The 25,741-nt window shown below is 35.6% G+C and carries 26 protein-coding genes; 8 read left to right on the forward strand and 18 right to left on the reverse strand.

The annotated features are described in order from the left end of the window. Nucleotides 1-182: 182 nt before the first annotated feature. From CKK03_RS10025 to CKK03_RS10065, 9 genes are all read right to left on the reverse strand, one after another. Complete coding sequence (locus CKK03_RS10025) at nt 183-1,295, reverse strand: prenyltransferase/squalene oxidase repeat-containing protein (RefSeq protein ID WP_099362447.1); 1,113 nt, start codon at nt 1,293-1,295, stop codon at nt 183-185. Between the two features lie 36 nt (nt 1,296-1,331). Further along, a complete protein-coding gene (locus tag CKK03_RS10030; protein WP_099353404.1) occupies nt 1,332-2,207 on the reverse strand; it encodes a carbohydrate ABC transporter permease in 876 nt (291 codons plus the stop codon). Between the two features lie 18 nt (nt 2,208-2,225). Beyond that, nucleotides 2,226-3,146 carry an ABC transporter permease gene (locus tag CKK03_RS10035; RefSeq protein ID WP_245864089.1) on the reverse strand — a complete coding sequence of 307 codons (921 nt, stop codon included), beginning with the start codon at nt 3,144-3,146 and terminating at the stop codon, nt 2,226-2,228. A gap of 283 nt (nt 3,147-3,429) precedes the next feature. After that, nucleotides 3,430-4,674 carry an MFS transporter gene (locus CKK03_RS10040; RefSeq protein WP_099362448.1) on the reverse strand — a complete coding sequence of 415 codons (1,245 nt, stop codon included), beginning with the start codon at nt 4,672-4,674 and terminating at the stop codon, nt 3,430-3,432. A gap of 135 nt (nt 4,675-4,809) precedes the next feature. Further along, nucleotides 4,810-6,291 carry an extracellular solute-binding protein gene (locus tag CKK03_RS10045; RefSeq protein WP_099362614.1) on the reverse strand — a complete coding sequence of 494 codons (1,482 nt, stop codon included), beginning with the start codon at nt 6,289-6,291 and terminating at the stop codon, nt 4,810-4,812. 277 nt (nt 6,292-6,568) lie between these two features. Further along, nucleotides 6,569-8,032 carry an extracellular solute-binding protein gene (locus CKK03_RS10050; RefSeq protein WP_099362615.1) on the reverse strand — a complete coding sequence of 488 codons (1,464 nt, stop codon included), beginning with the start codon at nt 8,030-8,032 and terminating at the stop codon, nt 6,569-6,571. A gap of 292 nt (nt 8,033-8,324) precedes the next feature. Next, the gene (locus CKK03_RS10055; RefSeq protein WP_099362449.1) at nt 8,325-9,485 is read right to left on the reverse strand and encodes an acyl-CoA dehydrogenase family protein; all 1,161 of its coding nucleotides are present in this window, start codon (nt 9,483-9,485) and stop codon (nt 8,325-8,327) included. A 184-nt stretch (nt 9,486-9,669) separates the two neighbouring features. After that, nucleotides 9,670-10,011 (reverse strand): YckD family protein, encoded by a 342-nt coding sequence (locus tag CKK03_RS10060; RefSeq protein ID WP_099362450.1) that lies wholly within the window; start codon nt 10,009-10,011, stop codon nt 9,670-9,672. Between the two features lie 114 nt (nt 10,012-10,125). Further along, on the reverse strand, nt 10,126-10,818 hold the full coding sequence (locus CKK03_RS10065) for a TerC family protein (RefSeq protein ID WP_099362451.1): 693 nt from the start codon (nt 10,816-10,818) through the stop codon (nt 10,126-10,128). A 167-nt stretch (nt 10,819-10,985) separates the two neighbouring features. Here CKK03_RS10065 and CKK03_RS10070 point away from each other — a divergent pair, with 167 nt between their 5' ends. Both CKK03_RS10070 and CKK03_RS10075 read left to right on the forward strand, forming a co-directional pair. Then, nucleotides 10,986-13,121 carry a GDYXXLXY domain-containing protein gene (locus CKK03_RS10070; RefSeq protein ID WP_099362452.1) on the forward strand — a complete coding sequence of 712 codons (2,136 nt, stop codon included), beginning with the start codon at nt 10,986-10,988 and terminating at the stop codon, nt 13,119-13,121. A gap of 100 nt (nt 13,122-13,221) precedes the next feature. Beyond that, entirely contained in the window at nt 13,222-14,421 is a 1,200-nt protein-coding gene (locus CKK03_RS10075; protein ID WP_099362453.1) for a M20 family metallopeptidase, read from the forward strand. Nucleotides 14,422-14,477: 56 nt separating this feature from the next. Here the strand turns inward: CKK03_RS10075 and CKK03_RS10080 are convergent, their stop codons facing one another. From CKK03_RS10080 to CKK03_RS10090, 3 genes are all read right to left on the reverse strand, one after another. Further along, on the reverse strand, nt 14,478-15,188 hold the full coding sequence (locus CKK03_RS10080; RefSeq protein ID WP_099362454.1) for an EcsC family protein: 711 nt from the start codon (nt 15,186-15,188) through the stop codon (nt 14,478-14,480). A 65-nt stretch (nt 15,189-15,253) separates the two neighbouring features. Next, a complete protein-coding gene (locus tag CKK03_RS10085; RefSeq protein WP_099362455.1) occupies nt 15,254-16,483 on the reverse strand; it encodes an ABC transporter permease in 1,230 nt (409 codons plus the stop codon). Further along, on the reverse strand, nt 16,476-17,216 hold the full coding sequence (locus CKK03_RS10090; RefSeq protein WP_099362456.1) for an ABC transporter ATP-binding protein: 741 nt from the start codon (nt 17,214-17,216) through the stop codon (nt 16,476-16,478). The genes CKK03_RS10085 and CKK03_RS10090 overlap by 8 nt, the downstream gene beginning before the upstream one ends. Before the next feature lie 698 nt (nt 17,217-17,914). Here CKK03_RS10090 and CKK03_RS10095 point away from each other — a divergent pair. The 4 genes from CKK03_RS10095 (at nt 17,915) to CKK03_RS10110 (ending at nt 20,908) form a co-directional block, all read left to right on the forward strand. After that, nucleotides 17,915-18,343 carry an HIT family protein gene (locus CKK03_RS10095; RefSeq protein ID WP_099362457.1) on the forward strand — a complete coding sequence of 143 codons (429 nt, stop codon included), beginning with the start codon at nt 17,915-17,917 and terminating at the stop codon, nt 18,341-18,343. Nucleotides 18,344-18,492: 149 nt separating this feature from the next. Beyond that, nucleotides 18,493-19,575 carry a 3-phosphoserine/phosphohydroxythreonine transaminase gene (gene serC, locus CKK03_RS10100; RefSeq protein WP_099362458.1) on the forward strand — a complete coding sequence of 361 codons (1,083 nt, stop codon included), beginning with the start codon at nt 18,493-18,495 and terminating at the stop codon, nt 19,573-19,575. 359 nt (nt 19,576-19,934) lie between these two features. Continuing rightward, nucleotides 19,935-20,453 (forward strand): tryptophan transporter, encoded by a 519-nt coding sequence (locus CKK03_RS10105; RefSeq protein WP_099362459.1) that lies wholly within the window; start codon nt 19,935-19,937, stop codon nt 20,451-20,453. Between the two features lie 257 nt (nt 20,454-20,710). After that, the gene (locus CKK03_RS10110; protein WP_099362460.1) at nt 20,711-20,908 is read left to right on the forward strand and encodes a sporulation YhaL family protein; all 198 of its coding nucleotides are present in this window, start codon (nt 20,711-20,713) and stop codon (nt 20,906-20,908) included. A 45-nt stretch (nt 20,909-20,953) separates the two neighbouring features. On the opposite strand, the gene CKK03_RS10115 is transcribed toward CKK03_RS10110, so the two are convergent. Continuing rightward, on the reverse strand, nt 20,954-21,808 hold the full coding sequence (locus CKK03_RS10115; RefSeq protein WP_099362461.1) for a peptidylprolyl isomerase: 855 nt from the start codon (nt 21,806-21,808) through the stop codon (nt 20,954-20,956). 305 nt (nt 21,809-22,113) lie between these two features. On the opposite strand from CKK03_RS10115, the gene CKK03_RS10120 reads away from it, so the two are divergent. Further along, the gene (locus CKK03_RS10120; RefSeq protein ID WP_099362462.1) at nt 22,114-22,197 is read left to right on the forward strand and encodes a YjcZ family sporulation protein; all 84 of its coding nucleotides are present in this window, start codon (nt 22,114-22,116) and stop codon (nt 22,195-22,197) included. 57 nt (nt 22,198-22,254) lie between these two features. Here the strand turns inward: CKK03_RS10120 and CKK03_RS10125 are convergent, their stop codons facing one another. Both CKK03_RS10125 and CKK03_RS10130 read right to left on the reverse strand, forming a co-directional pair. Beyond that, on the reverse strand, nt 22,255-22,434 hold the full coding sequence (locus tag CKK03_RS10125; RefSeq protein ID WP_099362463.1) for a hypothetical protein: 180 nt from the start codon (nt 22,432-22,434) through the stop codon (nt 22,255-22,257). Between the two features lie 130 nt (nt 22,435-22,564). Next, complete coding sequence (locus CKK03_RS10130) at nt 22,565-23,104, reverse strand: DUF3267 domain-containing protein (protein WP_099362464.1); 540 nt, start codon at nt 23,102-23,104, stop codon at nt 22,565-22,567. A gap of 240 nt (nt 23,105-23,344) precedes the next feature. On the opposite strand from CKK03_RS10130, the gene CKK03_RS10135 reads away from it, so the two are divergent. Next, entirely contained in the window at nt 23,345-23,686 is a 342-nt protein-coding gene (locus CKK03_RS10135) for a DUF1878 family protein (RefSeq protein WP_099362465.1), read from the forward strand. A 7-nt stretch (nt 23,687-23,693) separates the two neighbouring features. Here CKK03_RS10135 and CKK03_RS10140 read toward each other — a convergent pair whose 3' ends face one another. The 3 genes from CKK03_RS10140 to CKK03_RS10150 form a co-directional block, all read right to left on the reverse strand. Next, nucleotides 23,694-24,272, reverse strand: a complete 579-nt coding sequence (locus tag CKK03_RS10140) for an HTH-type transcriptional regulator Hpr (RefSeq protein WP_180271217.1) — start codon at nt 24,270-24,272, stop codon at nt 23,694-23,696. 109 nt (nt 24,273-24,381) lie between these two features. Then, on the reverse strand, nt 24,382-24,741 hold the full coding sequence (locus tag CKK03_RS10145; protein WP_099362466.1) for a YtxH domain-containing protein: 360 nt from the start codon (nt 24,739-24,741) through the stop codon (nt 24,382-24,384). An 86-nt stretch (nt 24,742-24,827) separates the two neighbouring features. After that, a complete protein-coding gene (locus CKK03_RS10150; protein WP_099362467.1) occupies nt 24,828-25,670 on the reverse strand; it encodes a hypothetical protein in 843 nt (280 codons plus the stop codon). Nucleotides 25,671-25,741: the final 71 nt, after the last annotated feature.

The raw sequence follows: 25,741 nt of genomic DNA on the forward strand, positions 1-25,741 counted from the left end.
CGATTAACCCTTTTGCGGTATAGCATTTATTGTTTTACGATGTGGTCATATACCGATTAACTCACTTGCGGTATACCATTTATCGTTTTACGACTCCATGCTATACCGATTAACCCTTTTGCGGTATACCATTTATTGTTTTACGACTCGATGATATACCGATTACATCATTTAATTATTTGCTATACTTGTAATCTGTTTTTTAATAGATCGAAAAAATTCTCAGAACCCTTTATTGGTTCTGCTGTTTTCCCTACCAACTTGTGCAATTGCAAACGAATGAGCGTAGCTTGCGTACTAGCGTTCATATCTCCTTCGTATAATCCTTTACCGAGATGAACTGCCACAGGCATATCTGGATAATACTCATCAGATTTAACTTGGGCAACATTGGGTGCAGTCGGTGAATGCTCTATTTCCCTTGAAAACCCGCCATCCGGACGTTTAAGCTTTTCCATATTATCCACTGTGATTTGAATGATTTCCTCAAGTTCCTGAATCGGTATATCAAGATTAATATAGGATAATAGGTCAATAGGATTTCGAATGTAGCACATATCCTTTGCTATTTCAGTTCGTAAACAACGAAGAATACTTTGATACATCTTTTCAACTCTCGGCATAGGTAAACCAAACTTATGATAGAAGGTGTGTAGTTTAAATGTCCCTGAGATGCGCACATACATACTACCTTCTCCCCAAAGCCCTGTTTCTGGATCTTGTATGCTCTCTAAATAATTTGCAGCGACTTGAATCATTTTTTCCTGCCTGTCTTTATCCATTTGCCCGATATACATGCAAGATGACGCTAATAAATCACAGCCACGCCAACTATTCACTAAACTAATGCTTTTCCATTTATTTAGATATGCTTCTTCAGAATACACATAAATTGGTGCTTTATTGAGGTCTACTGGTGACGGATAGAGTGGCTCTCCACCCAATCGCTGTAGAGAATTTAATGAATAATTGATGGCTCTGCTTACCATTACTTCATCATGCTTCATATTAGGATCTTCATCCAAGAAATAACCTGTTTCTGGGTCTTGTTTATCTTGGAAAAAAGAAACAAATTTTGCCCGTACTTCTACGGGCATTTTAGTAAATAATTCATTTCTTGATAAGATGTTTAAAGATTGGGCAGTTGATTCGATATCAGGCGTAAAGGAGCTATCAGAAACAGAACTTTTTGCATAATAAAAACCGCCTGTGACCGGATCATATTGTCCTGCCAGCCACTCAAAGAATCCATCGAATAAAGAATCTAATTTGTTAAAGGATTTGGTATAATACATTTCTGTAGCTCTCCTTCTATATTTAGTTTAAATTGACTACTCCTTCATTGAGCCAAGCATAGCTCCCTTTGTGAAGTATTTTTGTAGGAATGGGTAAACCATTAATACAGGTATTGTAGCGACAACAATTACTGCCATTTTGATTGTAATGTCTGGCGGTGGAATATTTGTAAATTCAGAGCTATCGTAGCTAAGCCCACTCGCAAGAACTACAATTTGTCTTAGTAAAACTTGAATTGGCCATTTTGCCGCATCATTGATATAAAGGATTGCATGCATATAAGTGTTCCAGTATGCAACAGCATAGAACAAGGAAACGGTTGCAAGAGCTGGCTTTGAAATTGGCATTACGATTCTAAATAGTACTCCAAAATCGTTACAGCCATCAATTTTAGCTGATTCAATTAATCCTTCCGGTAATCCCATGATGAAGCTTCGTAAAATAATCATGTTAAATACGTTGATTGTGACCGGTACAATTAATGCTGCATAACTATCAAGTAAACCTGTTTCTTTTACAATTAAGAATGTTGGTATCATTCCACCACTAAATAGCATTGTGAATACGAATAAGAACAAGATTTGTCTTCTACCAACCAGATCCCTACGTGATAATCCGTAAGCTGTTAATAATGAAATGAACATACTCCATAACGTTCCGATGAGGGTAACCCCAATTGAAACGAACAATGCTTTAAAAATTGTATTAGTTGAGAATATATACTTATACGCATCTAAACTAAAAACAGTTGGAAATAAGACAAAACGTTTATCTGCTAACTCTGCACTTGTTGTAAATGACGCTGCAATTACATGTATAAAGGGCAGGACCATTGTTAGTGCTATTACAACAAGTAGTAAATAATTTCCCCATCGAAAGATACGACTTCCGAGCTGTTTTTCTCCAACCATGCTCTCACTCCTTTTGTCTTAATAGATACCTTCTTCTCCGAATTTCTTAGCCATTCTGTTTGCAAAGACAACTAGAATTAAACCAACTAGACCTTTAAATAAACCGACTGCTGTACTATAGCTGTATTGTCCTTGCAATAATCCAGTTGTATATACATACGTATCAAAAATTTCTGCAACGTTTCGGTTTGATGCATTTAATAATAGGTATACATGTTCAAAACCAAGCTCTAGAACGTCACCGATTTTTAGGATAAGAAGAACAATAATAACTGGGCGAATTGCAGGTAAAGTAATATGCCAAATTTGACGTAGTTTACTTGCACCATCCATTTTTGCTGCTTCATATAAACCAGGATCTACTCCAGAAATTGCAGCTAAGTAAATGATCGTTCCCCAACCTGCACTTTGCCACACAACTTGTATGATATAAACTGGTCTGAACCAATCAGAGTTCATTAAGAAGTTAACCTTATCCAAACCTAAACTCACTAATAATTCGTTTATTAGCCCGCCATCCATTGTTAAAAGCACAAAGCTAATTGAAACAATAATTACCCAACTCATAAAGTGTGGAATATAGATGAGTGACTGTATCGTTCTTTTAAAGAAAAGATTTTTGACCTCGTTTAACATTAATGCCAAAATAATCGGAATTGGAAACGCTATAAAAATATGCAATCCAAAAAGTACAAGTGTATTTCTAAAAATCATCCAGAAGTCTGAATCTGTAAAGAGGCGTGTAAAGTGTTCAAATCCGACCCAGTCACTACCAAGGATCCCTTGATATGGTTTGTAATCTTGGAATGAAATCACGAGACCTAACATTGGAACGTACTTGTAAATAAGTAAGTACAACAAACCTGGAAGAATCATCAAATATAATAATTTATTTTTGAATATGCGCCTTTTTAATTCGGCCTTAAAACTTCTTTGCAAATCGGTACTAGAAACTTGCTTTGTTTTGTTTAATGCTAGTTCCGTTTGACTGTTTTGTTCAACAACTGTTTCTGACTTCACCCTCATCTTCCTTTCATCTTATAATCGTAATCTTGAATGCATTTGCTTTTAAAGGCTTGTCATGCAAATACATTAGAGATATTCATGTTACCGTTTTTGGAACAAACCTTATACTTGTATTTTCTAAATCTTTCTTCATATCGTAAATAATCAAAGTTTCATATACTCTGTGGATAGTGAGAGTATATGAGACTTTGAAGACTTATCTTAGATAATGATTATACTGTCCACTTCTCTTTTTCGTTAAAAATGATTGTTTATTTGCCGTTAAATATGGGATGAGCCATTGTAAAACCGCAAGTGTAAACAGAACGACTGGAATACTCTCTGCTTCAATGCCATTAACAAAAGTTAAGAATATGATTATTCCAAAACCCCTACCTAAATTAATAATCGTCTCCCTTAATACAACTGCTTCTGTTCTAAAGTTTGACTTTAATGGGAGCTGGCCAATCATGTTATAGTAATAGGCTTCATATGAATTTCCTTGCAATGGCTTGAATATGGAATAGATGGACATGAACAAAATCACCGTTAAGGCAGATAAATCAGTTAGCAAGAATATAGTCGAAAGTGTGAAACCAGCCGCAGAAATAACCAAATACTTCACAGTTCCTTCAGCATGGGCAAACCTTGAAATTAAATAGCTTGATATAATTGATAATGTTAGGAAAACAATGTTTAAGTAAGCTACTGTCTGTTCCTTTAGAAAGATCTCATATAACAAAATGGACGGAATGAACGATAATATTCCATGAGGAAAGCCTAAAACAAACCATCCAAGTAGCGATTTCTTAAACCCTGGTTCCCTTTTTACGATTAATGGTAGGTACTTCATGTAATAGGATGTATGATGATTTTCTTCTTTTTTAAGCTTCAAGCTTCCTATTGCAGCAATTGCAAACATCACAAATGCAGCACCGAAGACAATCATATAACCTTGGAATCCTGAATAGAGACCAATGATAAATCCTGCAATTGCCGGTCCTGAAAGATTCGTTCCATTCATTACAATGGTGTTTATTCCTAGAACCCGTAGGCGATTTTCGTCCGTAGAAACCTCATGAACAATTGTAAAATATCCCAACCAATATAAAGCCTGCGAAATGCCTTTCATGATTGCAAATAGAATATAGAAGGTCACGATTTGTTCTTGAGCCAATAAAATAAAGAGATAAAAGAATGCGGTGATAAAAATACCTAATCGATACGCAAGTAGTTTTCCTTTTCTTTTGGCAAATTTACCAATTGAGAATGTTGTAAGTGCCTGGGCAAGAATTGCTACTAAATTGAAAACTGCATTAATTAATAAACTATTGGTTAATCTCCATAAATAAATATTGAGAAAGATTAATGACATCGAATTTCCGAATTGGTATATGGCATGATTCACCAGGGAAATAACCGCTTGCTGATTTAATCTCCTCGCTTTTTCAATGCGGAACATATGTTACACTTCCCTAAAATACAGATTAATAGAATAGTAGGTAGTATCCGTTTACCCATTTATTCAGTTAGATGATGTAATAAAATAAAAGGCTGTATGGACAGCCTTTTATTTTAGCATTAAGAGTTCGATGAATTATTTAGACTTTTTATAAGACTCGTTAAATTCTTTAATTACATCGTTCCCGCCAGATTTCTTCCAATCTTCAATTGCTTTCTCAAAGCCTGCTTTATCAAGATCTCCTAAGATGTACTGATAAGTTGCATCTGTCATTTTTTGAGCAAGGAGTTCTCCTTTTTCCGCAAAAGTAGCAGAGTCAAGTGCATTTGTTGGATTATGAATTAAGTATTTCTCATTATCGATGATTAATTCTTCCGCTTTTTCCTTAGCTGGTAATGTGAATACCCCTTCATATCTTCCGTTAGTCTTAGGCTCACCAATTTCAATTGCTTGGTAAGGTTTTACTTCACGGTTTGTTAAATCTTGGTCCTCAGATGCTAAAGCTCTACCATCTTGTACTTCGTAGTGTTCACCTTCAACACCCCAGAAAATTAAGTTAGCAATTTCAGGAGTAGCTAATTTATCAAAGAAACCTAGAATTCCTTTTAATTCTTCTTCTGATTCAACAGCAGATTTAGGGAATAATACAACGTTACCGTAACCAGGGATTGCCCATACTCCAAATTCTCCATTTGGACCCTTAATGTTATTATGAACATCGTACTCAATGTCAGGATTTAGGGCTACTGCATCCTTGTGAAGACTTACAACGTCAGCCATTGAACCAATATACATTCCTGCAGTACCATTTTTAAAGAATGCTTGTTGATCTTCTTTACTTGTTACAGGGAAGTCTTGGTTAATATACCCATTGTCACGAAGGTCTTTAAAGAAGTCCATTGTTTGAACATATTCATCAAACATAAATTCTGGAAGAAGTTCTCCGTCCTTTTCGCCCCAATCATTTGGTGTCCCAAACCAAGATGAAACCGTTTTAAATGCTCCATATACTAAATCACTACGGTCAGTTAATCCAAATGTATCATCTTTTCCATTGCCATCTGGATCGTTTTCAGTAAATGCTTTAGCCATTTCATAAATATCCTCAGTTGTTTCAGGAGTTCCTAGACCTAAATTCTTAGCCCAGTCGCTTCTATAAATTAAACCTTGGCGAGATAATGGTCTTCCTTGATAGATTGAATAAATTTTTCCATCAACAGCTGTGTTAGCTAAAATTTGTTCATTTAGTTTACTTAAGTTTGGAAACTCGTCTAAGTATGGACCGATCTCCCAGAACTGACCATCCCGAATTGCTTCTTTAAATTGGACGAATGTAGTCTGATTTTTTAAGAATACTGCTTCTGGTAACGTTTCTGTTGCAAACGCTGTATTCAGTTTTTCCTCATAGCTAGTATCAGGAGTCCACTGAATGGTTAGATCCACGCCTGTTTTTTCCTCTAATAACTTTTCAACCTTATCAGATGGAACCTCAGGTGTGTGAAGGTTAGCCATAAGTGTAAAGCTAACTTTCTCTTTTGATTCTTTTGGCTTGTCAGAGTCTTTTGCATCTGAAGCGCTTTCATTTGAACAAGCAGCTAATCCGCCAACTCCTAACATCAATGCAAGGGACAAGCCTAAAAACTTCTTCTTACTTTGCTTCAAAGTAATACCCCCTATATATTTTTTTGGTACACCTTAAATTTATCTCCATGTTCGTATGATGTGAATAATCAATTTCTCACATATCCTTATAATATCAAGGTTTGCAAACACTTACATTGGTGATTATTAGAAAATGATTATCACATTTACAAAAGTTTCGAAACTTTCACAAAGTAGATAAAAAAAAGTGAAGGCATAATTTCAGCCTTCACCTTACTATTTTTGAAACTACTTATTTAACATTCTGGTAAGCTTCATTAAACTCTTTAATTACATTTTCCCCACCAGATTTTTTCCAATCTTCAATCGCTTTTTCAAATCCAGCCTCATCAAGATCACCGAGAATATATTGATATGTTGCATCAATCATTTTTTGATTCAGAAGTTCTCCTCTTTCTGCAAAAGTAGGTGAATCAAGTGGAATTGTTGGGTCATGAATTAAATAATTTTCATTATCTACAATTAGTTTTTCAGCCTTTTGTTTTGCAGGCAGAGTATGGACTCCTTCATATCTTCCATTTGTCTTTGGTTCACCAATTTCAAGTGATTGATATGGTTTTACTTCCCTTGTTGTTAATTCAGTATCCTCTGAGTTAAGTGCTCCACCATCCTGAACAGTATAGTGTTCTCCCTCAATTCCCCAGAATATCATGTTTGAGATTTCAGGTGTAACTAATTTATCAAAGAAACCAAGGATATCTTTTAATTCTTCTTCACTTTTAACTGCTGATTTCGGGAATAATACAACGTTTCCATAACCTGGGATTGCCCAGATACCGTATTCACCATTAGGACCTACAATTTTATTATGGACATCAAATTCAACATCTGGATTAAGTTGTTTTGCATCTTTATCAATACTAATTACGTCTGACATTGATCCAATGTACATACCAGCAGTTCCGTTTTTAAAGAATGCTTGCTGATCTTCTTTACTTGTTACCGGGAAGTCTTGATTAATATAACCGTTATCACGTAGCTTTTTCATGAAATCCATTGTTTGTTTATACTCATCAAACATAAACTCTGGAAGAAGTTGTCCATCCTTTTCACCCCAGTTGTTTGGAGTTCCAAACCAAGATGCTACAGTTTTAAATGCACCATATGATAAGTCAGCACGGTCAGTGATTCCAAATGTGTCATCTTTACCATTTCCGTCTGGATCATCTTCCGTAAATGCTCTTGCCATTTCATAAATATCATCTATTGTTTCTGGGGTTCCTAAGCCTAATTTTTCTGCCCAATCTTTTCTATAAATCAAACCTTGGCGAGATAATGATCTACCTTGGTATAACGAATAGATTTTTCCATCAACAGCAGTGTTCTCTAGAATTTGTTCATTTAACTTACTTAGGTTTGGAAACTCGTCTAAATATGGGCCAATTTCCCAAAACTGTCCATCACGGATTGCTTCCTTAAATTGAATGAATGTTGTTTGATTCTTTAGGAAAACAGCCTCTGGCAGAGTTTCAGTCGCAAATGCTGTATTTAACTTTTCTTCATAACTCGTATCTGGAGTCCATTGGATAGTCAAATCAACATCTGTCTTTTCCTCTAGGAGCTTTTCGATCCTATCAGATGGAACTTCTGGGGTGTAAAGGTTTGCCATAATCGTGAAACTAGTTTTACCATCTTTATTTGTGTTGTTAGAAGCACCAGAGCTTGAACATGCAGCCAGTCCACCTGCACCTAGCATTAATACTAAAGACAAACCTAAAAGTTTCTTTTTACTATTTTTCAAAACTATTTACCTCCTAACAGGAATGTTTATTACTCTCTCAATCTATTTGATTTAAAGGGTTCCGTAAATAATCACTATCTTAGTTACTCTTATTTTATAAGGCTCTATAAGCATCTACGAGATTGGATAGTAAGAAATTGATTACCTATTTATAGGAAAAAATATTATTCTAGTCAACATATTTTAACTCTTAAATTAATAAAAGTAGCCGCGAACAGCGACTACTTTCTCATTTAGTTAGATAAAGTTATTTTTCCATTTCTTTAAATGCTTCATCCGCTAATTTTGCAATTGTCATGTCATCCATTGGGGGATTATGAAGTCCCGCTCTTACATCTCGATAATAGCGTTGTAACGGATTAGATTTTTGAAGGCTCTTGGCTCCAACAATCCGCATTGCTTTATCTACAACGGAAATAGCGCTATTTGTAGCAATATATTTCGCAAGCCCGAGCTCTGGACCAAGCTGACTTCGATCAGCAGTCCTGTCCCATTTGTCAGCAATTGCATAAAGAATATGGCGGGCCTTTAAAAGCTCTGCTTCCATTTCTCCCACATTCCGTCTTACATTTGGAATCGTTTTAATCGGTCCATTTAGGCTGTTAGGTGAATATTCATTTGCAAATTTCACAGCATAATTTCTTGCGGCAATTGCAATTCCCATGTAGCATGCCGGTATATGAAGCAGCCAACCATTTGGAATTGCTTTTTGCTCAGGTGTTACCATTTCAACTAAATCATCTTCATCCAACTCAACATTTGTAAGGACAAGATCGTGACTCCCTGTACCTCTCATCGAAATTGTGTTCCAGGTTTCTTCGATTGCAACTCCAGACTTAGACCTTTCAACTAAAAACTCCCCAATTTGGTCCGTCCCTTCTATTGAGGCAATTACACCAAAATAATCGAGGACTGGTGACATTGTTGTAAAAGATTTTCTTCCTGACAGGACCCACTTATCCCCTTCTTTTCTAGCTGTTGTTTGAGGTTTACCTCCCCTCGTTGGGCTTCCTGTTTGAGGTTCAGTTGCCGCTCGATTATAAAGAGCACCTTGTAAAACCTCTTTTGCATAAAATGATCGCTTTTCTTCCGTCCAACGCTTTTTATCAAACAAATCCATAGTTGCGCCTAAATGCCATCCGATTGATAAAGCGGTTGAGCCATCTCCTACAGCAAGTCGTTCTTGAAGTAATACGAAGTCATATAAGGAAAGCCCTTCTTTCCCACCGTATTCCTTTGGAACGGAAAGGCTAGTATACCCTGTATTTCTTAGTTCCTCTATATTTAATAGAGGAAACTCACCTGTTTCATCATACTCTTCCGCTCTTTCGTTAAATTTATCAGCTAATTTACTTGCCAGCATATATATGCGTTCTTGTTTCTCTGTTTTAATAAATGAAATGGGCATTTTCACCTCTCCTTTTTCAAGCACCCTTAAGTTATTTACTTTTTATTATACTATTCCTATTGGAATAAATAAAAAAGGATGCCTTAATATGAGGATGTGATACTAAATGAGATAATGATTATTTCGGATTTAATAAAAAAACTAGATAAAACAGGACTTGTTTTACCTAGCTTTTATTATCGTTTTAGTCATTATCATTCTTATCGTCATCATCTTCGTGCTTTTTATGACGATGCATTGGAATATATCCGTGTTCTTTGATCTTCTGGTAATGTTCGTCTAACCAGTTCAGTTTTTTATCTGCTTTTTCTTTTGTAAGGACACCATAATCAACATATTTATTTATAATCTCTTTTTTTGTTTCAAGAAGATCAAGATACAGCTTATCAAGCTCTTGCTTTTGCTGATCCGTTAGTTCCACCTTTGGATTTTGGTCAACGTTCCTCATTTCAGCAGATGCTTGGATTTCACCTACTAACAAAAAGCTTAGAAATAAAGCTAAACCAGAAAAAATTATTCTTTTCATTATGATACTCCCTTTCTGCTTATGTACAAAACTCGTTAATAGTATCCATTATTATCCACTTTTCATACTAAATATTTTATGCATATCAAAAGGCAGCCAAATGGCTGCCTTATTTTAAGAAGCTTTTTGTTTTTCCTTAATTGACTGTGCTTTTGTTTTTTTCGCCTTTGTTCCAATGAGTACAACCGCAATTACGATTAGCGCTTCAAACGCATACCTGAACCATGGATTATCAAAGAAGTCTTGTAGAAAGGGCTCTCCTACAATCATTTTTGCTGCTGTATAGGAAAGGATGGCTGCACCGAATGTAACGATGATGGGGAAACGGTCAATTAATTTAATGAACAACGTACTTCCCCATACCATGATTGGGACCGATATGATTAGCCCAGTTATGACCAGAACAAAGCTACCATGAGCTGCACCCGCTACTCCTAGAACATTATCGAGTCCCATTAAAGCATCTGCTACAATAATCGTTCTTACTGCTGCTGCAAAAGATCCCTTGGCCTCTATATTATGTTCATCTTGATCATCAACTAGAAGCTTATACGCAATCCAAATGAGTAGAATTCCACCTACTAGATGTAACCCTGGTAACTCAAGGAGCCAAACAACAACTAATGTAGCTGCAGCACGAATGATGATTGCCCCAACAGTTCCCCAAATGATTGCTTTTTTTTGCTGTTCCTTTGGTAAATTTCTTGCGGCTAAACCGATAACAATCGCATTATCGCCTGCTAAGACGAGATCAATTACTATAATCGAAAGTAGAGCTGAAAAAAACTCTGCTGAAAAGAATTCCATAAGTAATTCACCTCGGGATTAGGTTTCCCTAATCTTTCATGAAATTGTTCTTTAAATAATGGTATCAGGACTGGAAAAATATATTATAATCATTACAACGATTCATCTTAACCACATATAGTATTAGTAGGATATATATTTTTCCTTGAGGAAATGGGGAGTATGAAATGAAGAAGTTGATTCCTTTTGGTTACTTCGCTTCAATTGTTTTGATTTTATCTGGAATTCTTTACTTTTTTGCTGCTAACTGGCCAGAATTTTCACGGTATGAAAAACTTTCACTTTCGGTTGCTGCAATGCTTTTGTTTTATTTGTTATCTGTTATTTCCACAAAGCTTCTTTCACAACAAGTATTTTTAGGGAAATGGATGTTAGTGGCAGGTGCAATCACCTTTGGTTTATCTATTGCATTAATCGGTCAAATTTATAATTCTCATGCAGACAGTTATGTCCTATTTCTTGTTTGGCTAATACCAGTTTTACTGCTTGCAATAAGCACAAATTATGCTCCTTTTTCCATTATGAGCTTTATCCTTTTTCATCTCGCATATTGGTTCTATATGAATCCCTCATCGTACTTCATTGTTCGCACAGACTTTCAAGAGTGGCTCATATATCTTGTAATTGCTGTACTTAATCTTATCCTCTTTATCCTTACCTTTACTCCGGTATTGGATAATAAGGCAATTCGCTATATGTCCTATACTATGACCCATATTATGTTAATCGGAATGAGTATTTTCGAACTGTATGAACCATATAGTGGCTGGACGAATGTCTTATATATTTTGTTTGCTGCCATTTGTTATTTTTATCTGGCAACGAAGAAAATTGATAAGTATCTTTCCATTATTCTATTCACAATGGTTAGTATTTACGTTTGTACAAAGATTATTGAAATCCCGTTTTTATTCGGAGATTCAATAGGATATCTTGGCTTGCAAATAGTTGGTTCAATTGCCTCGATCGCTCTAATTATCGGCGGAATCTTATTGGCTAGGCATTTATCTTCTAAGCATTCAGAAGCTCCAATAGGTCAAGCGATTAAAGGTACATTAATCGTGATTGTTACGCTCATTGGTTCTTTCATGTTTTCGATAAGCTTTGGAGGAGTTCTCTTCCTGTTATTCTCTAGCTTCTATGCTACAGTTGTTTTGAGCTTATTATTTATTACTACAGGTTTATTTGTGAAAAAGCTTGGGCCATATGTCCGAAACACGCTACTGTTTATCGGATTTTTCTCAGGTCTACTGGAAGCATTTTTCCTATCTACACCCATTACAATTTTCTTTTTAATCGTATCTATTGTCGTAACTGTGGTCATGAAAGATGGAATCATAAGATTCTTGAGTTACACAACAACCATTGGTTGTTTAGCGAACCTAATTTTAGATGAATTAGAAATGTGGGTTCATTTAGAATCCGTATTCATAGGTTTTGCACTAGTCAATGCCATCATTTATTATTTTGTTCGACAGCAAGTTGCATTAAAACGAATAAGTCTGTTTTACGCTTTACTTTTTTTCTACGTTCTTACCTTTTTAGATAATTTGCTTTGGCAGGAAATTACCTATAGCTTATTGTTTTTTATCATAACAACAATACTTGTTCTTTACTTCTCTCGAATAGTCGATTTATTTCTATTTAAAATGACGTTATTGTTCTGGATTGCTCTATTTGTTTCAACTTATTATGACCTTGTTTGGTCACTTGTACACAAATCACTATCACTGCTTTTGATCGGCCTAATTTTCTTCGTAATCACTCAATTCTTTGAACGAAGGACTGGAAAAAATGAATTAAAGAAAGAAAAGGTTTTTACGAAAAAGCAGTGGAGTCTTATTGGACTCATTCTTCTTTTGCAGTTGGCAATTGTGGGATACCAAATTGGGACTAGTGAATCATTATTAATTAACGGGAAAGAAATTACACTTGAGTTAGCACCTGTTGATCCACGTTCGATGCTTCAGGGTGACTATGTGATCTTGCGTTATGAAATTGCAGAAGTCAATGAATTAAAAAAAGTACAATCAGGAAATAAAGTGTATATTCTTGCGAAACAAGACCAACACGGTATCTATCAACGGGAGGAAATACTCACTTCTATTGATCCTCGTCACTATAAACTTGCTCAAGATGAGGTTCTTATTGCCGGTAAGTACAATGGTTACAATGGTATCATCATTGGTATAGAAAGTTATTTTGTTAAGGAAGGTACAGGATTAGACTTACAGCGTCATGCAAAGTACGCTAAAGTTAAAGTTTCGAAAAACGGAAATGCATTACTACATTCGATTGAGTAGGAGGCCACCTGGCCTCCTTTTTTCATGCAAAATTACGATACTATACAACTTATCATGATATAATTTATACGTATTATAAAGTGAAGGGGAGAATCGAGAAATGTTACAAAACCTATATGAATCTTTAGACAAAAAATATACTGAAATGGTTGATATTCGACGTTATTTACACCAACACCCAGAAGTTTCATTTAAAGAATATAAAACCGCTGAATACATCTCGAATTTTTATAAAAATTTGGGAATTGAAGTGCGTACAAATGTAGGCGGCAATGGTGTTGTAGCGAAAATCCATGGAAACAATCCAGGTCCAACTGTAGCTTTACGCGCTGATTTCGATGCCCTTCCAATTCAGGATGAAAAGGATGTACCTTATAAATCAACTGTCCCTGGTGTCATGCATGCTTGTGGACATGATGGACATACCGCTACATTGCTAGTTTTAGCAAAAACACTTCATGAAATGAAGGAACAACTCGCAGGAACAGTGGTCCTCATCCACCAGCATGCAGAAGAATTTGCTCCAGGTGGTGCTATTTCTATGATTGAAGATGGATGTCTTGAAGGTGTAGATGTCGTATTCGGTACTCATTTATGGGCAACAACACCAACTGGTTCGATTGAATACCGCGTTGGACCTATCATGGCTGCTGCAGATCGTTTTGAAGTTAAAATTCAAGGCTCAGGTGGCCACGGAGCACATCCGCATACAACGAAGGATGCCGTTGTTATTGGGTCTCAGTTAGTTATGAACTTACAACAAATTGTGAGCAGACGCGTTGATCCAGTCGAATCTGCAGTTGTGTCAATTGGTTCGTTCGTTGCAGAAAATCCGTTTAACGTAATTGCAGACTCCGTAAAACTTGGAGGAACAGTAAGAACATTTAGTGAAGATGTCAGAGACCAAATCGAGCATGAGATTGAGCGAATTGTAAAAGGAACATGTATTGCAGCTGATTCCACTTACTCCTATGCCTATCATCGCGGTTATCCTGCTGTTGTCAATCATAAAGAACAAACGGATTTCCTTGTTGAAGCTGCTGAAAATGTACCGGGAGTGACAAATGTTACGGAAGCTGCACCTCAAATGGGTGGCGAGGATTTTGCTTATTATTTACAGCATGTACCTGGAACTTTCTTCTTTACAGGTGCGAAGCCTGCTGATGTAACAGAAGCCTATCCACATCATCATCCAAAATTCGATATTGATGAAAAAGCAATGCTAATAGCTGCCAAAACATTAGGAACAGCAACAATAAATTATCTATCAGTTGAAAAATCAAAAGAAGCAACAGTATAAAAATAAAACGCAAGAATAAAAACGCAAGAATGTTTCACGGCATTCTTGCGTTTTTATTATTGTAGTATTCGAATACGATAACAATTTTTTGCTACTTCACCTAAGTGATCGAGTAAATTGTAATTAGCATATGCCCCAACAACAGCTCCAACACCTGGAAGTAATTGAAGCATTTTTACGAAATCAATATAGTCACGGTATTCTTGTTGGAAGACACGCCAATCCATTTCCACTAGGCTCTCTTTCTCTACTTCCCAATCCTCGATAATTCTAAATGTTTTTTTCTTATGTTCCTCACTAGAAAAAGCCAACTGGAACACATACAACAAGAAAAGACGTTCCTCATAATTTTTCGTATCAAACCCATGTATCGCTGCTACTTCAAATAAAAACTTCATCTTTATTGAAAGAAGCAAAGGAAAGTCGGCCAAGGCTAAAAATAATCCTCCCGCCCCTGTTCCAGCCCCTTCTGCAGCTGCAGTTCGTCTATAGATTGTTAATTTTTCTTCTATTAGCTTTTCTTTTACCTGTAATGTCATTTCATCTGGATAGTTTCCCTTTGTTGTGTATTCTGAACCTACTAATGTAGCTTGAACCATCTTCTTGATGCTTTCGGTAACGACCGTGTGTGCCTTTTCAGGAATCATTTCGTTCACTTTTGTTTGAGCTTTTTTTGAAACACGTTGGAGCATATTAGATTTTTTAATCAGCTTTTTTCGCCATTGAAATAATTCCTCTTCCACTTTTAACAGATATAAATCATCCATGCGCCTCTACCCCTCTTTTCATTTAATACTTACTACGATTTAAAATAGGGATAGGTTTCAAATGATTAACTATACATCCGGTCAAGCTTTTGTACCTTCCCCTTTGTATAAACAAATACAAAAAGATAGACGAACACTAGACCTACAACCAATAATAAGAATGTTGTCGAGATTTGAACTGTTAGTAAAAGGATTACTGTAAATAAAACACATTGAACAACTAGTAACTGGAATAGAAACTGCAAATAAGAGGCTAACTTCGATTCTTCACTTACCGGATATAATCGAACCCATATTTTCAAGCTATGGTGTCTCCATAACGTGATAAGCTGGTAGCCTGTTAAATACAAGAACAATATCATCACAAACGCTTTACCATATTGAAATGGGACGAAATAAATAATCAATCCGCCAATGATGGTTAGCCTCGTATACATTCCTAAGTAGTCGCTTGTCCTCAAAAAGGTACGCGTATATAAATAGCGGAATGTATTTTTCTTAGAGTATACAATTAGACCGGTAACCCAGTTAAACCATGGCCGTTTTTTCACCCGCTCCTTTAGTTTAGGAACATCTGTGAATAAATTAGCAATTCGATAAAAAGTAAGCATTCTCTTTGACTCTAACTCGATTAATGTATTCCATTTTAGGCCTTTTCCTTCAACTGCCTTTTGAAAATAAAGAAGCAGCCCGAGCATGAGTATTACGACACAACCGATAAAAATGATTGATGCACCAGAAAATAATAAATACATTAGCACGATATTTAAAATAAGCCTGATTACGGTGTCAGTATAATAAGTTGAATTTTCCTGATCATGCTGAGTTAACCATGTCAATAGCAGGTTCCATGCTTTACTTAAAAGAACAATTACAAAAATAGCTGCTAATGACGAAAAGGTTTTATCTGTAACAGCAAGATATAAAGGTGCTACAATTGCAAACACATTTAACAATAAGTAAATTTGAGAAAAAAAGCTATACCAAAATGCCTTTTGAAAATAAGCGGTTAACTTCGTTTCTATAGGCAATAAGAAAACAAGGTCAGGCTCTTTCACTAAGGTTTGAACTCGACTTCTTGTCAATATAACTCCTAAAACAAGTGCAATTAGTATCGCGTAAGGAAATTCCTTAGGAACATCCTGCAACCAATAATTATAGTAGTATGCTCCTCCCCCACCTAAAAAGAGGAGAGCGATTAGCAAATGGTCATTTAACATATACCGCATATAACGGCTTATTTCCTTAAAATGTTGGACCTGGCGCTTTTTCCATAGTTCTTTGATATCAATCATTTTCTTCTTCCTTTGTCAGGCTGATATAAATATCATCGAGTGATGCATTCTCCATTTTAAATTGTCTGCGGAGATCTTCTAAGGCTCCCGAAGCCTTTACCTTTCCGTTATGTAAAATAATAAAGGAATCGCAATACTTTTCGGCAGTCGCTAAAATATGCGTGGACATTAAGATGCCCGCTCCTTGATTTTTCTTTTTATTCATTAGTTCTAACAAGGATTGAATACCAAGTGGATCCAAACCTACAAAAGGTTCATCAATGATATAAACGTCCGGCTCAACTAAAAAGGCACACATAATCATGACTTTTTGCTTCATTCCTTTTGAAAAATGAGCTGGGAAAAACTTTACCTTTTTTTCCATTCGAAATTCTCTTAATAAAGGTTCAAGCCTAGCTTCAAACACTTTCTTTTCAAGTCCATAGGCCATTGCTGTTAACTCAAGATGTTCATAGAGTGTTAACTCATCATAAAGGATCGGTGTTTCTGGAATAAAACTAAACTTGGATCGATAGGCTTCCATGTCCTCTTGAATCGTTTTCCCTTGAATATGGATAGACCCTTTTTTAGGTTCCATTAGGCCAATAATATGTTTAATTGTCGTGCTTTTCCCCGCACCGTTTAATCCGATTAATCCTACAATTTCGTTTTGATTAACTTTGAAGGAAACATCCTTAAGTACAGGATTTTGAGTGTAACCACCGGTTAGATTTTTTATCTCTAGTAGTGCCATGTAAAGCTCCCTTCTTACCATACAAAGTTTTTGCATATTTTTTGATGTCTAGCTCCATGCGCCCTCGGCTCGAGGTCTTAAGCCAATAACTGCGCGCCTTACGCTTTTCCTTTTATCATATCAAAAATTGCCTTTTTTACATAGTTAAAAAGTTTGAATAGAACATTTAAAAACGGCCATACTAATTTTTGAAGAGGGCAAGAAAAAAGCCTTTGATGTTAATCATCTACCTGGAATGAGGTGTTTGTTAAAGACAATATCCTTGTTTTAGACGACAGCTTTTTATACCTGTTATAAGGGGATGGTTACTTTGGGAAATGTGAGAGAAAAGTAAGTTCGAAACAAATTACCACTAACAAAATAAACATTATTTTGTAAATGAGGTGTTTGTTAAAGGCTACCTAGTCGCTTTATAAGTTGTATTAACTTATAAACTTTAGACAAGGGGATGGTCCGCTTGAACTACGGAATTGACTCACTCCATTAGATAAAGACTTTCATTCCTAAAAAAAATGAGGTGTTTATCAAAGATACCGTTAACCTATAACAAAAGCCTTCTTCAAAAACAGGATGCATCCTTTGCGATCGCATCCTGTTTTCTTTTTTAAAAAATTTATTACAACATGAAAATTTTAACATCGAATGAACATGTGATAAAATACTAGTTATTAACTGAATTTTGAAAGGAATGGACGTAAATGAGTGATTGTATTTTTTGTAAAATCATCAATGGAGAAATTCCAAGTGCAAAAGTTTTTGAAAATGAACACGTGTATGCCTTCCTAGACATCAGCCAAGTATCAAAAGGACATACTCTTGTTATCCCAAAAGTACATAAAGAAAACGTATTTGAATTAACGCCAGAAATTGCCCAAAATATCTTTGAAGTTGTACCATCGATTGCAAATGCTATAAAAAAAGAATTCAATCCAATCGGTATGAACCTTTTGCAAAATAACGGTGAGCAAGCTGGACAATCTGTATTCCACTTCCACTTACACCTCATTCCTCGTTATGGAAAAGGCGATGGATTTGGCATCGTATGGAAGTCACATGAAAGTCAATACTCTGCCGATGATTTACAAAATATTGCCTCAAGCATTTCAAAATCAATCGAACAGAATTAACCCTAAAAAGGCAAGACTTACGGTCTTGTCTTTCTTTATGCCTTGAAAGCGCTATTTCGTGTTTTTTCTAAAAATTTCACTTTTTTTTTCATAAAAACATGATAAGATAACTTTATTCAACTAAAGCGACAAAATAGGAGGATTCAATCATGCAACGAGCTTACAATTTTAATGCCGGTCCCTCTGCTCTCCCAATTGAAGTTTTAAATCGAGCCCAAGCCGAACTTAATAATTTCAAAGGAACTGGCATGTCTGTAATGGAATTAAGTCATCGAAGTAAAGAATATGACCAAGTACATCAACAAGCTATTTCTGATTTACGTAGTCTCATGGGTATTCCAGATGACTACCAGGTATTATTTTTACAGGGTGGCGCTAGTTTACAATTCTCAATGATTCCTATGAACTTTCTAACTCCAGGTAAAAAAGGTGACTACATATTAACTGGTTCTTGGTCTCAAAAAGCACTTGATGAGGCAAATAAACTTGGAGAAACCAATATAGTCGCATCCAGTAAAGAAGACAAATACAACTACATCCCTGAAATAGGTGAGAACGCTCATTCAGAAAACTCTGCATATGTTCATATCACATCAAACAACACCATTTATGGGACACAATGGGAACAGTACCCAACCTACACCAGTGTGCCATTAATTGCAGATATGTCCAGTGATATTTTATGTAGAGAAATTAGTGTAGAACAATTTGGGATGATCTATGCTGGTGCTCAAAAAAATCTCGGTCCATCTGGGGTAACCGTTGCTATCATTAAAGATTCCTTATTAAAAGAAGGCAATAGTGATCTACCTACCATGCTGGATTACAAAACACATGTAAAATCTAATTCACTTTATAATACACCACCTACTTTTTCGATTTACATGCTTTCACTTGTGCTTGAATGGGTCAAGGAGCAAGGTGGCGTACCTGCGATTGAAGCGAAGAATAATGAAAAAGCAGCTCTTTTATATCATACAATTGATGAATCAGATGGTTTCTATAAAGCACATGCTAAAAAAGGCAGCCGCTCCACGATGAATGTGTCATACACACTTCCAAGCGAAGAGCTTACGAAAAAGTTTTTAGCACAAGCAAAGGAAAAGGGATTCGTAGGGTTAAATGGACATCGCTCGATTGGTGGTTGCCGTGCTTCTATATACAATGCGGTACCTTATGAGTCGGTTGAAGCCCTTGCCTCATTTATGAAGGCTTTTAAATTAGATAATTAATAAATCAAATACGCCTCGGCGTATTTGCGCCCAGATTTTAGGCCCACAGGAAGTAGGTCATAAAGACGTTGCCACAGGAAGTGGCGTATTTAGTCTTTGATCTTACTGCGCGAAAAACTATATTTGAAAATCTGTGGCATCCGCCGGAGGCATAACTTTATTCATGCGGTTATCGAATTTGCTCATGCATATATATATTTATTCTTAACCTCTAGAGGTATGGGATGTTTGCTGAATAAAGTTATTCAAAATGGTCTAATAGTCTGATATACTAATAGATAAGATTCTTGCAATAGGCAATGAGTGCACTATTGGAGAATCCAAAAATATAGCTTAGAAAAGCTGAGGAGAGATGAGAAATGAATACAAAAGTTTTAGTGTTTTTAGCATTATTAGTTGGAATGGGTGCTGTACTGCACACAGTTATGCCGGGAATTTACCTAGGAATGAAGCCTGACTTACTGTTAATCTTCATGTTTTTAGGAATTATGTTATTCCCTGAAAAGAAATACGTGTTGCTTGTGGCAATTGTCGGCGGTGTGATTTCAGCATTAACAACAACCTTCCCAGGTGGTCAAATTGCGAACCCTGTCGATAAATTAATATCAGCATTCGTATTCTATGGCATGTTTACTGTTGCAAGAAAGCAGACACAATCACTAGTAATGGTATGTGCTATTACTGCAGTAGGAATTTTAGTTTCTGGATTTGTTTTCTTAAACACTGCACTTATTATTGCTGGTCTACCTGGAACATTCATCGGACTGTACATTGGTGTAGTCATCCCAGCAACTGTAATGGGTACAATTGCAATGGCGATTATTTATCCAGTTGCACAACAAATCATTAGACGTACAAACTTTACAGTTAGTGCATAATCATGTATTTCTGGTGTCCGACTATTTGGCGGGCACCCTTTTTCTGTCCATTTTTTGTGAATTAGTTAAAATCGATAGAACTGAATGAAGACTGATAGAATGAAAATAAAATTGATAGAAATGAAATAACGTCGATAGAATCAAGTGATCCACTATTTCTACTCTTCATCTCCAACAAAAATCTATGAAATTAAGTGATATCTAGTCATTTTTCATCATATAGTAGAAGTAAAAAGTGGGACAAGGAGTGGAATTCTATGTTAACAGTACCTTGGTTTGTATATGTAGCGTTATTTGGAGTTCTTTTTAGTGCATATATGGTGATTAGGACATCTAGAGAGGAAAAGCAGATTGAAGACTCCTATATTGAGCAAGAAGGTAATGTATATATCGAACGTATGAATAGCGAAAAAGAGAAACGTTCTAAGCAAATGAATAAACCAGAGGCCATGTAAAAAGCGGCACATAAAAAGGACCGTTCAGTCAACGGTCCTTTCTCATTATTCTGCTGCTGGAGCTTTGAATAAGTCTTTAAAATCGTCATCCTTCACTTTCACATCTGCATTATCAATTGCTTTGTCTAAAGCAGTTTGAAGAGCAGTTTGGTCTGCTTGAAGTAAAGCTTTACGAATTTCATCCTTTTTCTCTTGATCCATCTTATCGAAACCTTCAGTTGTTCCGGTTACTTTAATGATGTGATAGCCAAATTGGGATTCAACAATATCACTTGTTTCGCCTTCTTTAAGGGTAAAGGCAACTTCTTCAAATTCAGGAACCATACGTCCTTTTCCAAACCAACCAAGATCCCCGCCATTTTGAGCAGAACCATCTTCAGAGTATTCCTTTGCTACATCTTCGAATTTTTCACCACTGTCAAGCTTAGCCTTCGCTTCTTCAATTTTCTTTTTAGCTTCTGCTTTTTGCTCTTCTGTTGCATCCTGTGGAACTTGAGCTAAGATATGGCTGGCTTTAACCACTTCGCCTTCTTTCACTTCAACTTCTTCCAATGCCGCTTTTTCTTTTAACATGTCAGACTTAAGAAGTTCACGAACGAATTCCTCACCATTTTGCTCAACAATTGCATCAAACTGAGCACCTAGAGCAGCTTGCATTTCTTCATATTTTGCATCTATTTCTTTATCTGTTACTTCATATTTCTCTGATAGTACTTTAGTATAAACTAAATCTTTAAGGATCACTGCGCCGGCTTGATCCTTCATGGCATTATATAATTCGTCTTTTGTTACATTTCCAGCTTTTGTTTCTACAAGTACTGCTGAATCGTCGGCATTATTACATGCACTTAGACCAAGAATACCTACAGCAGCCGTTAAAGCAATTATTGATTTTTTCATTACACACACTCCTACTATGTACATTTTTTATATACGGTTTGTCCAAGGGTACAAAAATTACTATAACATACTTTTAAAAAAGAAAGAAAACATTTTCGCAAGATTATTCAAAAATCTGGGACATTCGCACAGTCATATAGGCTTTATGCGAATAGGATATAGTGAACTGAATAACAAGGCTTTAGCCTTTCAAGTTCAAAAATTCAGTTGATTGTGAAAAAGAATTCCTAAAGGCGAGACACTTGCCCATTCGTTCACAAATGATTTCGCATAAAATACCGTACTAAGATATTGGAGGTGTTACTATGGGTCACGGATACGCTGGTGGATTCGCGCTAATCGTCGTGTTATTCATCCTTCTAATCATCGTTGGTGCTGCTTGGTTCTAAAAAAACCATACTCAAAAAGAAAAAGGATGGCCGGAAAATCGGTCATCCTTTTTCCATTTACGTAAACAGGACCTCTACATAGGAGGAAATAAGTAAAATGGTAATTAAAATATTAATTGTTCGATAAACTTTTGGCTGGCGGTCATCAGGAATTTCTTTTTGCTCACATAGCCGGTAAGTCATTTGATTAATGTAAAACAAAATAAAAGCAGCAAATGGAATATAAAATAAGAGCACCCCTCATCCCCCCATCTAAAATCAAATATGCCGTGGCATTTTTTCCCCTAGATTTTGTTCAATCATGAAAATCTAAGACTCCCAGAAGGCTCAACTTTATTCATTTCTTCAAAATCCCAAATGAATAAGTTTATTTATGAATTAAAATATCATAGCCATCCTCTACTTCTTCAACAGTACAAGATCTTGGTGCCTTAATAAACTGACCTAAATAGATAAAATCAGGAACACATAATCCAAAATTGATCGCTGCAATAATGGAAAAATAATGTATATAGACCGGAAATGCAACACACGCACCAAGCATAAGAGTAGTAATCAATAAAAATGGTGTACTCATTACAAAAATGATAAACGGTTTAGAAAGTGCATCTTTTGAACGAGTAGAAACAATTGGAATGATTCCGTACATCCATTTAAATGTTACTTTTAGTTTTTTACCAGTTACCCAATACGGTAAAACATGCAAGGCTGCATGTAATGGATAAATCAACAATAAAGCTAATAAAAAATAAATTGATCCATCTTCATTTAGTTTAATTGAAGAATACATAAGATTCATTGGCAAATAAAAAAGAATAAATGCAATGAACATTGATATCAAGGATACCAACACAATTCGATGGAATCCATAATCCTTTGAAAGATTAATGGTTTTCCAACAAGTCATACCTAATCACCATCCGCAATCATAAGAAGTAAATAATTGGAAGTTGTATCCAAATCGAAGTAAAAAAAATTTCTAAATTAGTTACTCTAAACTTACTAAACTACTTTACTTTGTTTCTAACAAAAATGCAATAGGTATCCAAAAGAACGATAAAATACATGTTTTTTCGACTTTTTTCGCGGTTTTTGGGCATATTATTTAAAAACAATTTCATTCAAAAAATAACTTGAGGTGTTAACTATGGAGTCAATTGAAGAACGTTTGGAGCGACTTGAATATTATCAGTCACTCATCTTACCGTTGTTAGGGGATAAGTTACCACCGTTTCAACAATTAATAATGGAAGCAAAATTAACAAAAAAAGACGTTGAAGATTTATTGGACCTTTGTGAAGAGATGAGCATTAAATATAAAAAACAAAAAGCGGAGGGATTTATATGTTTCACGCCGCTTTTAACTCAATTCGTTGGGATGCTTCATCCCCACTTAGATCCAAAAACAACAATAGACGTATTAGCTAAAGAAAGAAAATATACCCCTTTAATGTACGAGTTTAAAGGGATAATAAATAAAATAAACTAAATCGAGATTACAACTCTATTTTTTCCTCTACTCGTTTGTAAAGCTTTCCATCTACTTCAATAAAATCATCTTCAATGTTTCGGAATGATTTCTCGAAGATTTCCATATAATCGTCTCCATATATGTTACGGACAATGCTCATAACTTCAACGATTTCTGGGAACTTTCCGTAAAGCTTCTTAAGTGGAATTGCTCCTTCCAAAACTCCATTTTTACTAGGATTATAGCTTTCCACAATTTTTAAAAAGATTTCTTCCCCTTTGGGTGTCAACTCGATATACGTGTTACGCTTATCATTTTCCTTTTTTGAAAATTGTAAAAGTCCACGTTCCTCTAACTTTTTAGAAAAGTTAAATGCAGTTGAAACATGCATAACTCCAAACTTAGCAATCTCTGAAATTGAAGCACCTTTCAAATGATACGCTATCCAAATAATATGATGTTCATTAATATTTAAATCATAAGGCTTGATCCATTGTTGCCAATCCTTTTCAATAGATTTCCATAATGCCTTACTTAGCTGTGCGATTCTCTGACTAAAAAGGAGCGCTTCTTTGATGGAGGCCATTTTTTCTTCATGTTTCATAGATTCACCCACTTTTCTATTTTCTCTTATTACTATTATGCCAATAAAATAAAAATTAATAAAGATGTAAATTTACGAAATTTTTAAATTAGGTTAAAAAATTTTGATTCTATGGGGTTGTAACCGCTTTTTCTAATTTTTCTAAAGCGCTTTCTATTTCGGAAAGCTCTTTTTGAATATTTTTTTGATTACCTTCAATTTCCTGTTTCCAATGATTTAGTGAATACTTAATATCACTGGAAACCTCTGCTATTGTATTCACCGCCTGTTTCGTTGACATAGAAACCTGTTCTGTTAAGGATTTTCCATCGGAAACAACCTGTGACAGGGAATTAGAGATTTGCTTTTGATTATTTTTTAATGCCCTTCTAAATTCCTTGCCTGAAGTAGGTGAACTTAAAAGGACGGACACACCACCGATCACACTTCCAATTAATACTCCATATAATAGAGACTTTGTTGATGTCATCTTGATCACTCCAAATCAGAACTAGTATTTACAGAATTCTACAAAAACTGAAGAAATCCTTTTTCATTTTCATATTTTTTACAAAATTACAGTTGCTGTAATAAGTCCTTTTGTTGGATATACCAACGGTCAACAATACTATTGCGGACCAGTACAAAAACGATTTGTTTTCGTTCCTTCCCTTGATTTTCCCAGTATATTTCGACTTCAACTGGGATTTCCATACTTAATAGTCCTTTTAAATCGCTTAGCGGTAAATAAGACATGTTTGTTATTGAAAAAACAGTAATTTGATTTAAGGTTTTGTAAAGCTTCCTATTTTTTGAATTCGGTATAACGGTTTGTTTGATTATTTTTTGATCTGATTGGTTAATACCCGCTACAAATATTTCAATTAGGTGATACGGGTCCGCATTATCAATGTAATCGTCTAACCTTCCTCCCGCCTTTAACAACATGAGTTTATGTGCAAAATCCGGTTCTTTTGAACTATGGGTGGTACTCCCTAAGAAATGCACACAAAAATGGCCAGGAAAGCCGTTTTTTAATGCACCTGCACCATGTGGCATACCGTGCATAGAGGCGGCAATCATTTGATCTCCATATTTCACGATAATCGCCCTTCGCTTCCAGCTCCATTTCCCACTATAAATTTTCTTCATGATTTTAGTGTCCTCAATTGTAAGTGGTTGAACATCGGCATGTCTGCTTCCAGCCCTTCTTTGCACACGAAATTGAAGACCCGTTTCAACGTCAATAATTGTAAAGAAGGATTTTCTAGGAAGAATCTCATTAACGATTTCCCAAGGAACCATTTCAACTTTAAAGCTTAATGGGCTATCTTTCTCATCATATTCATTTGTAACCGCAATGGCTGTATCATGAAAGCTAAATAAAAAAAGAAAAAATAGAAGTATTGCTTTTGTCATTCTTCAGGACCTCTTTTTTTTACATAGCTTTCCATAAATGATGAATTTCTATTTATAAAAAAACTCGACTC

The sequence above is a fragment of the Fredinandcohnia onubensis genome (assembly GCF_002734215.1).
GTDB lineage: Bacteria > Bacillota > Bacilli > Bacillales > Bacillaceae_L > Ferdinandcohnia > Ferdinandcohnia onubensis.

Bases quoted from the DNA above. Each gene is read 5' to 3' on its own strand.
- CKK03_RS10080 (WP_099362454.1), bottom strand. From the start codon at position 15,188: ATGGATGATTTATATCTGTTAAAAGTGGAAGAGGAATTATTTCAATGG.
- CKK03_RS10120 (WP_099362462.1), top strand. From the start codon at position 22,114: ATGGGTCACGGATACGCTGGTGGATTCGCGCTAATCGTCGTGTTATTC.
- CKK03_RS10115 (WP_099362461.1), bottom strand. From the start codon at position 21,808: ATGAAAAAATCAATAATTGCTTTAACGGCTGCTGTAGGTATTCTTGGT.
- CKK03_RS10130 (WP_099362464.1), bottom strand. From the start codon at position 23,104: ATGACTTGTTGGAAAACCATTAATCTTTCAAAGGATTATGGATTCCAT.
- CKK03_RS10055 (WP_099362449.1), bottom strand. From the start codon at position 9,485: ATGCCCATTTCATTTATTAAAACAGAGAAACAAGAACGCATATATATG.
- CKK03_RS10065 (WP_099362451.1), bottom strand. From the start codon at position 10,818: ATGGAATTCTTTTCAGCAGAGTTTTTTTCAGCTCTACTTTCGATTATA.
- CKK03_RS10140 (WP_180271217.1), bottom strand. From the start codon at position 24,272: ATGAAACATGAAGAAAAAATGGCCTCCATCAAAGAAGCGCTCCTTTTT.
- CKK03_RS10070 (WP_099362452.1), top strand. From the start codon at position 10,986: ATGAAGAAGTTGATTCCTTTTGGTTACTTCGCTTCAATTGTTTTGATT.
- CKK03_RS10110 (WP_099362460.1), top strand. From the start codon at position 20,711: ATGTTAACAGTACCTTGGTTTGTATATGTAGCGTTATTTGGAGTTCTT.
- CKK03_RS10025 (WP_099362447.1), bottom strand. From the start codon at position 1,295: ATGTATTATACCAAATCCTTTAACAAATTAGATTCTTTATTCGATGGA.
- CKK03_RS10030 (WP_099353404.1), bottom strand. From the start codon at position 2,207: ATGGTTGGAGAAAAACAGCTCGGAAGTCGTATCTTTCGATGGGGAAAT.
- CKK03_RS10045 (WP_099362614.1), bottom strand. From the start codon at position 6,291: ATGTTAGGAGTTGGCGGATTAGCTGCTTGTTCAAATGAAAGCGCTTCA.
- CKK03_RS10145 (WP_099362466.1), bottom strand. From the start codon at position 24,741: ATGACATCAACAAAGTCTCTATTATATGGAGTATTAATTGGAAGTGTG.
- CKK03_RS10060 (WP_099362450.1), bottom strand. From the start codon at position 10,011: ATGAAAAGAATAATTTTTTCTGGTTTAGCTTTATTTCTAAGCTTTTTG.
- CKK03_RS10050 (WP_099362615.1), bottom strand. From the start codon at position 8,032: ATGCTAGGTGCAGGTGGACTGGCTGCATGTTCAAGCTCTGGTGCTTCT.
- CKK03_RS10085 (WP_099362455.1), bottom strand. From the start codon at position 16,483: ATGATTGATATCAAAGAACTATGGAAAAAGCGCCAGGTCCAACATTTT.
- CKK03_RS10075 (WP_099362453.1), top strand. From the start codon at position 13,222: ATGTTACAAAACCTATATGAATCTTTAGACAAAAAATATACTGAAATG.
- serC (WP_099362458.1), top strand. From the start codon at position 18,493: ATGCAACGAGCTTACAATTTTAATGCCGGTCCCTCTGCTCTCCCAATT.
- CKK03_RS10095 (WP_099362457.1), top strand. From the start codon at position 17,915: ATGAGTGATTGTATTTTTTGTAAAATCATCAATGGAGAAATTCCAAGT.
- CKK03_RS10040 (WP_099362448.1), bottom strand. From the start codon at position 4,674: ATGTTCCGCATTGAAAAAGCGAGGAGATTAAATCAGCAAGCGGTTATT.
- CKK03_RS10135 (WP_099362465.1), top strand. From the start codon at position 23,345: ATGGAGTCAATTGAAGAACGTTTGGAGCGACTTGAATATTATCAGTCA.
- CKK03_RS10150 (WP_099362467.1), bottom strand. From the start codon at position 25,670: ATGACAAAAGCAATACTTCTATTTTTTCTTTTTTTATTTAGCTTTCAT.
- CKK03_RS10105 (WP_099362459.1), top strand. From the start codon at position 19,935: ATGAATACAAAAGTTTTAGTGTTTTTAGCATTATTAGTTGGAATGGGT.
- CKK03_RS10090 (WP_099362456.1), bottom strand. From the start codon at position 17,216: ATGGCACTACTAGAGATAAAAAATCTAACCGGTGGTTACACTCAAAAT.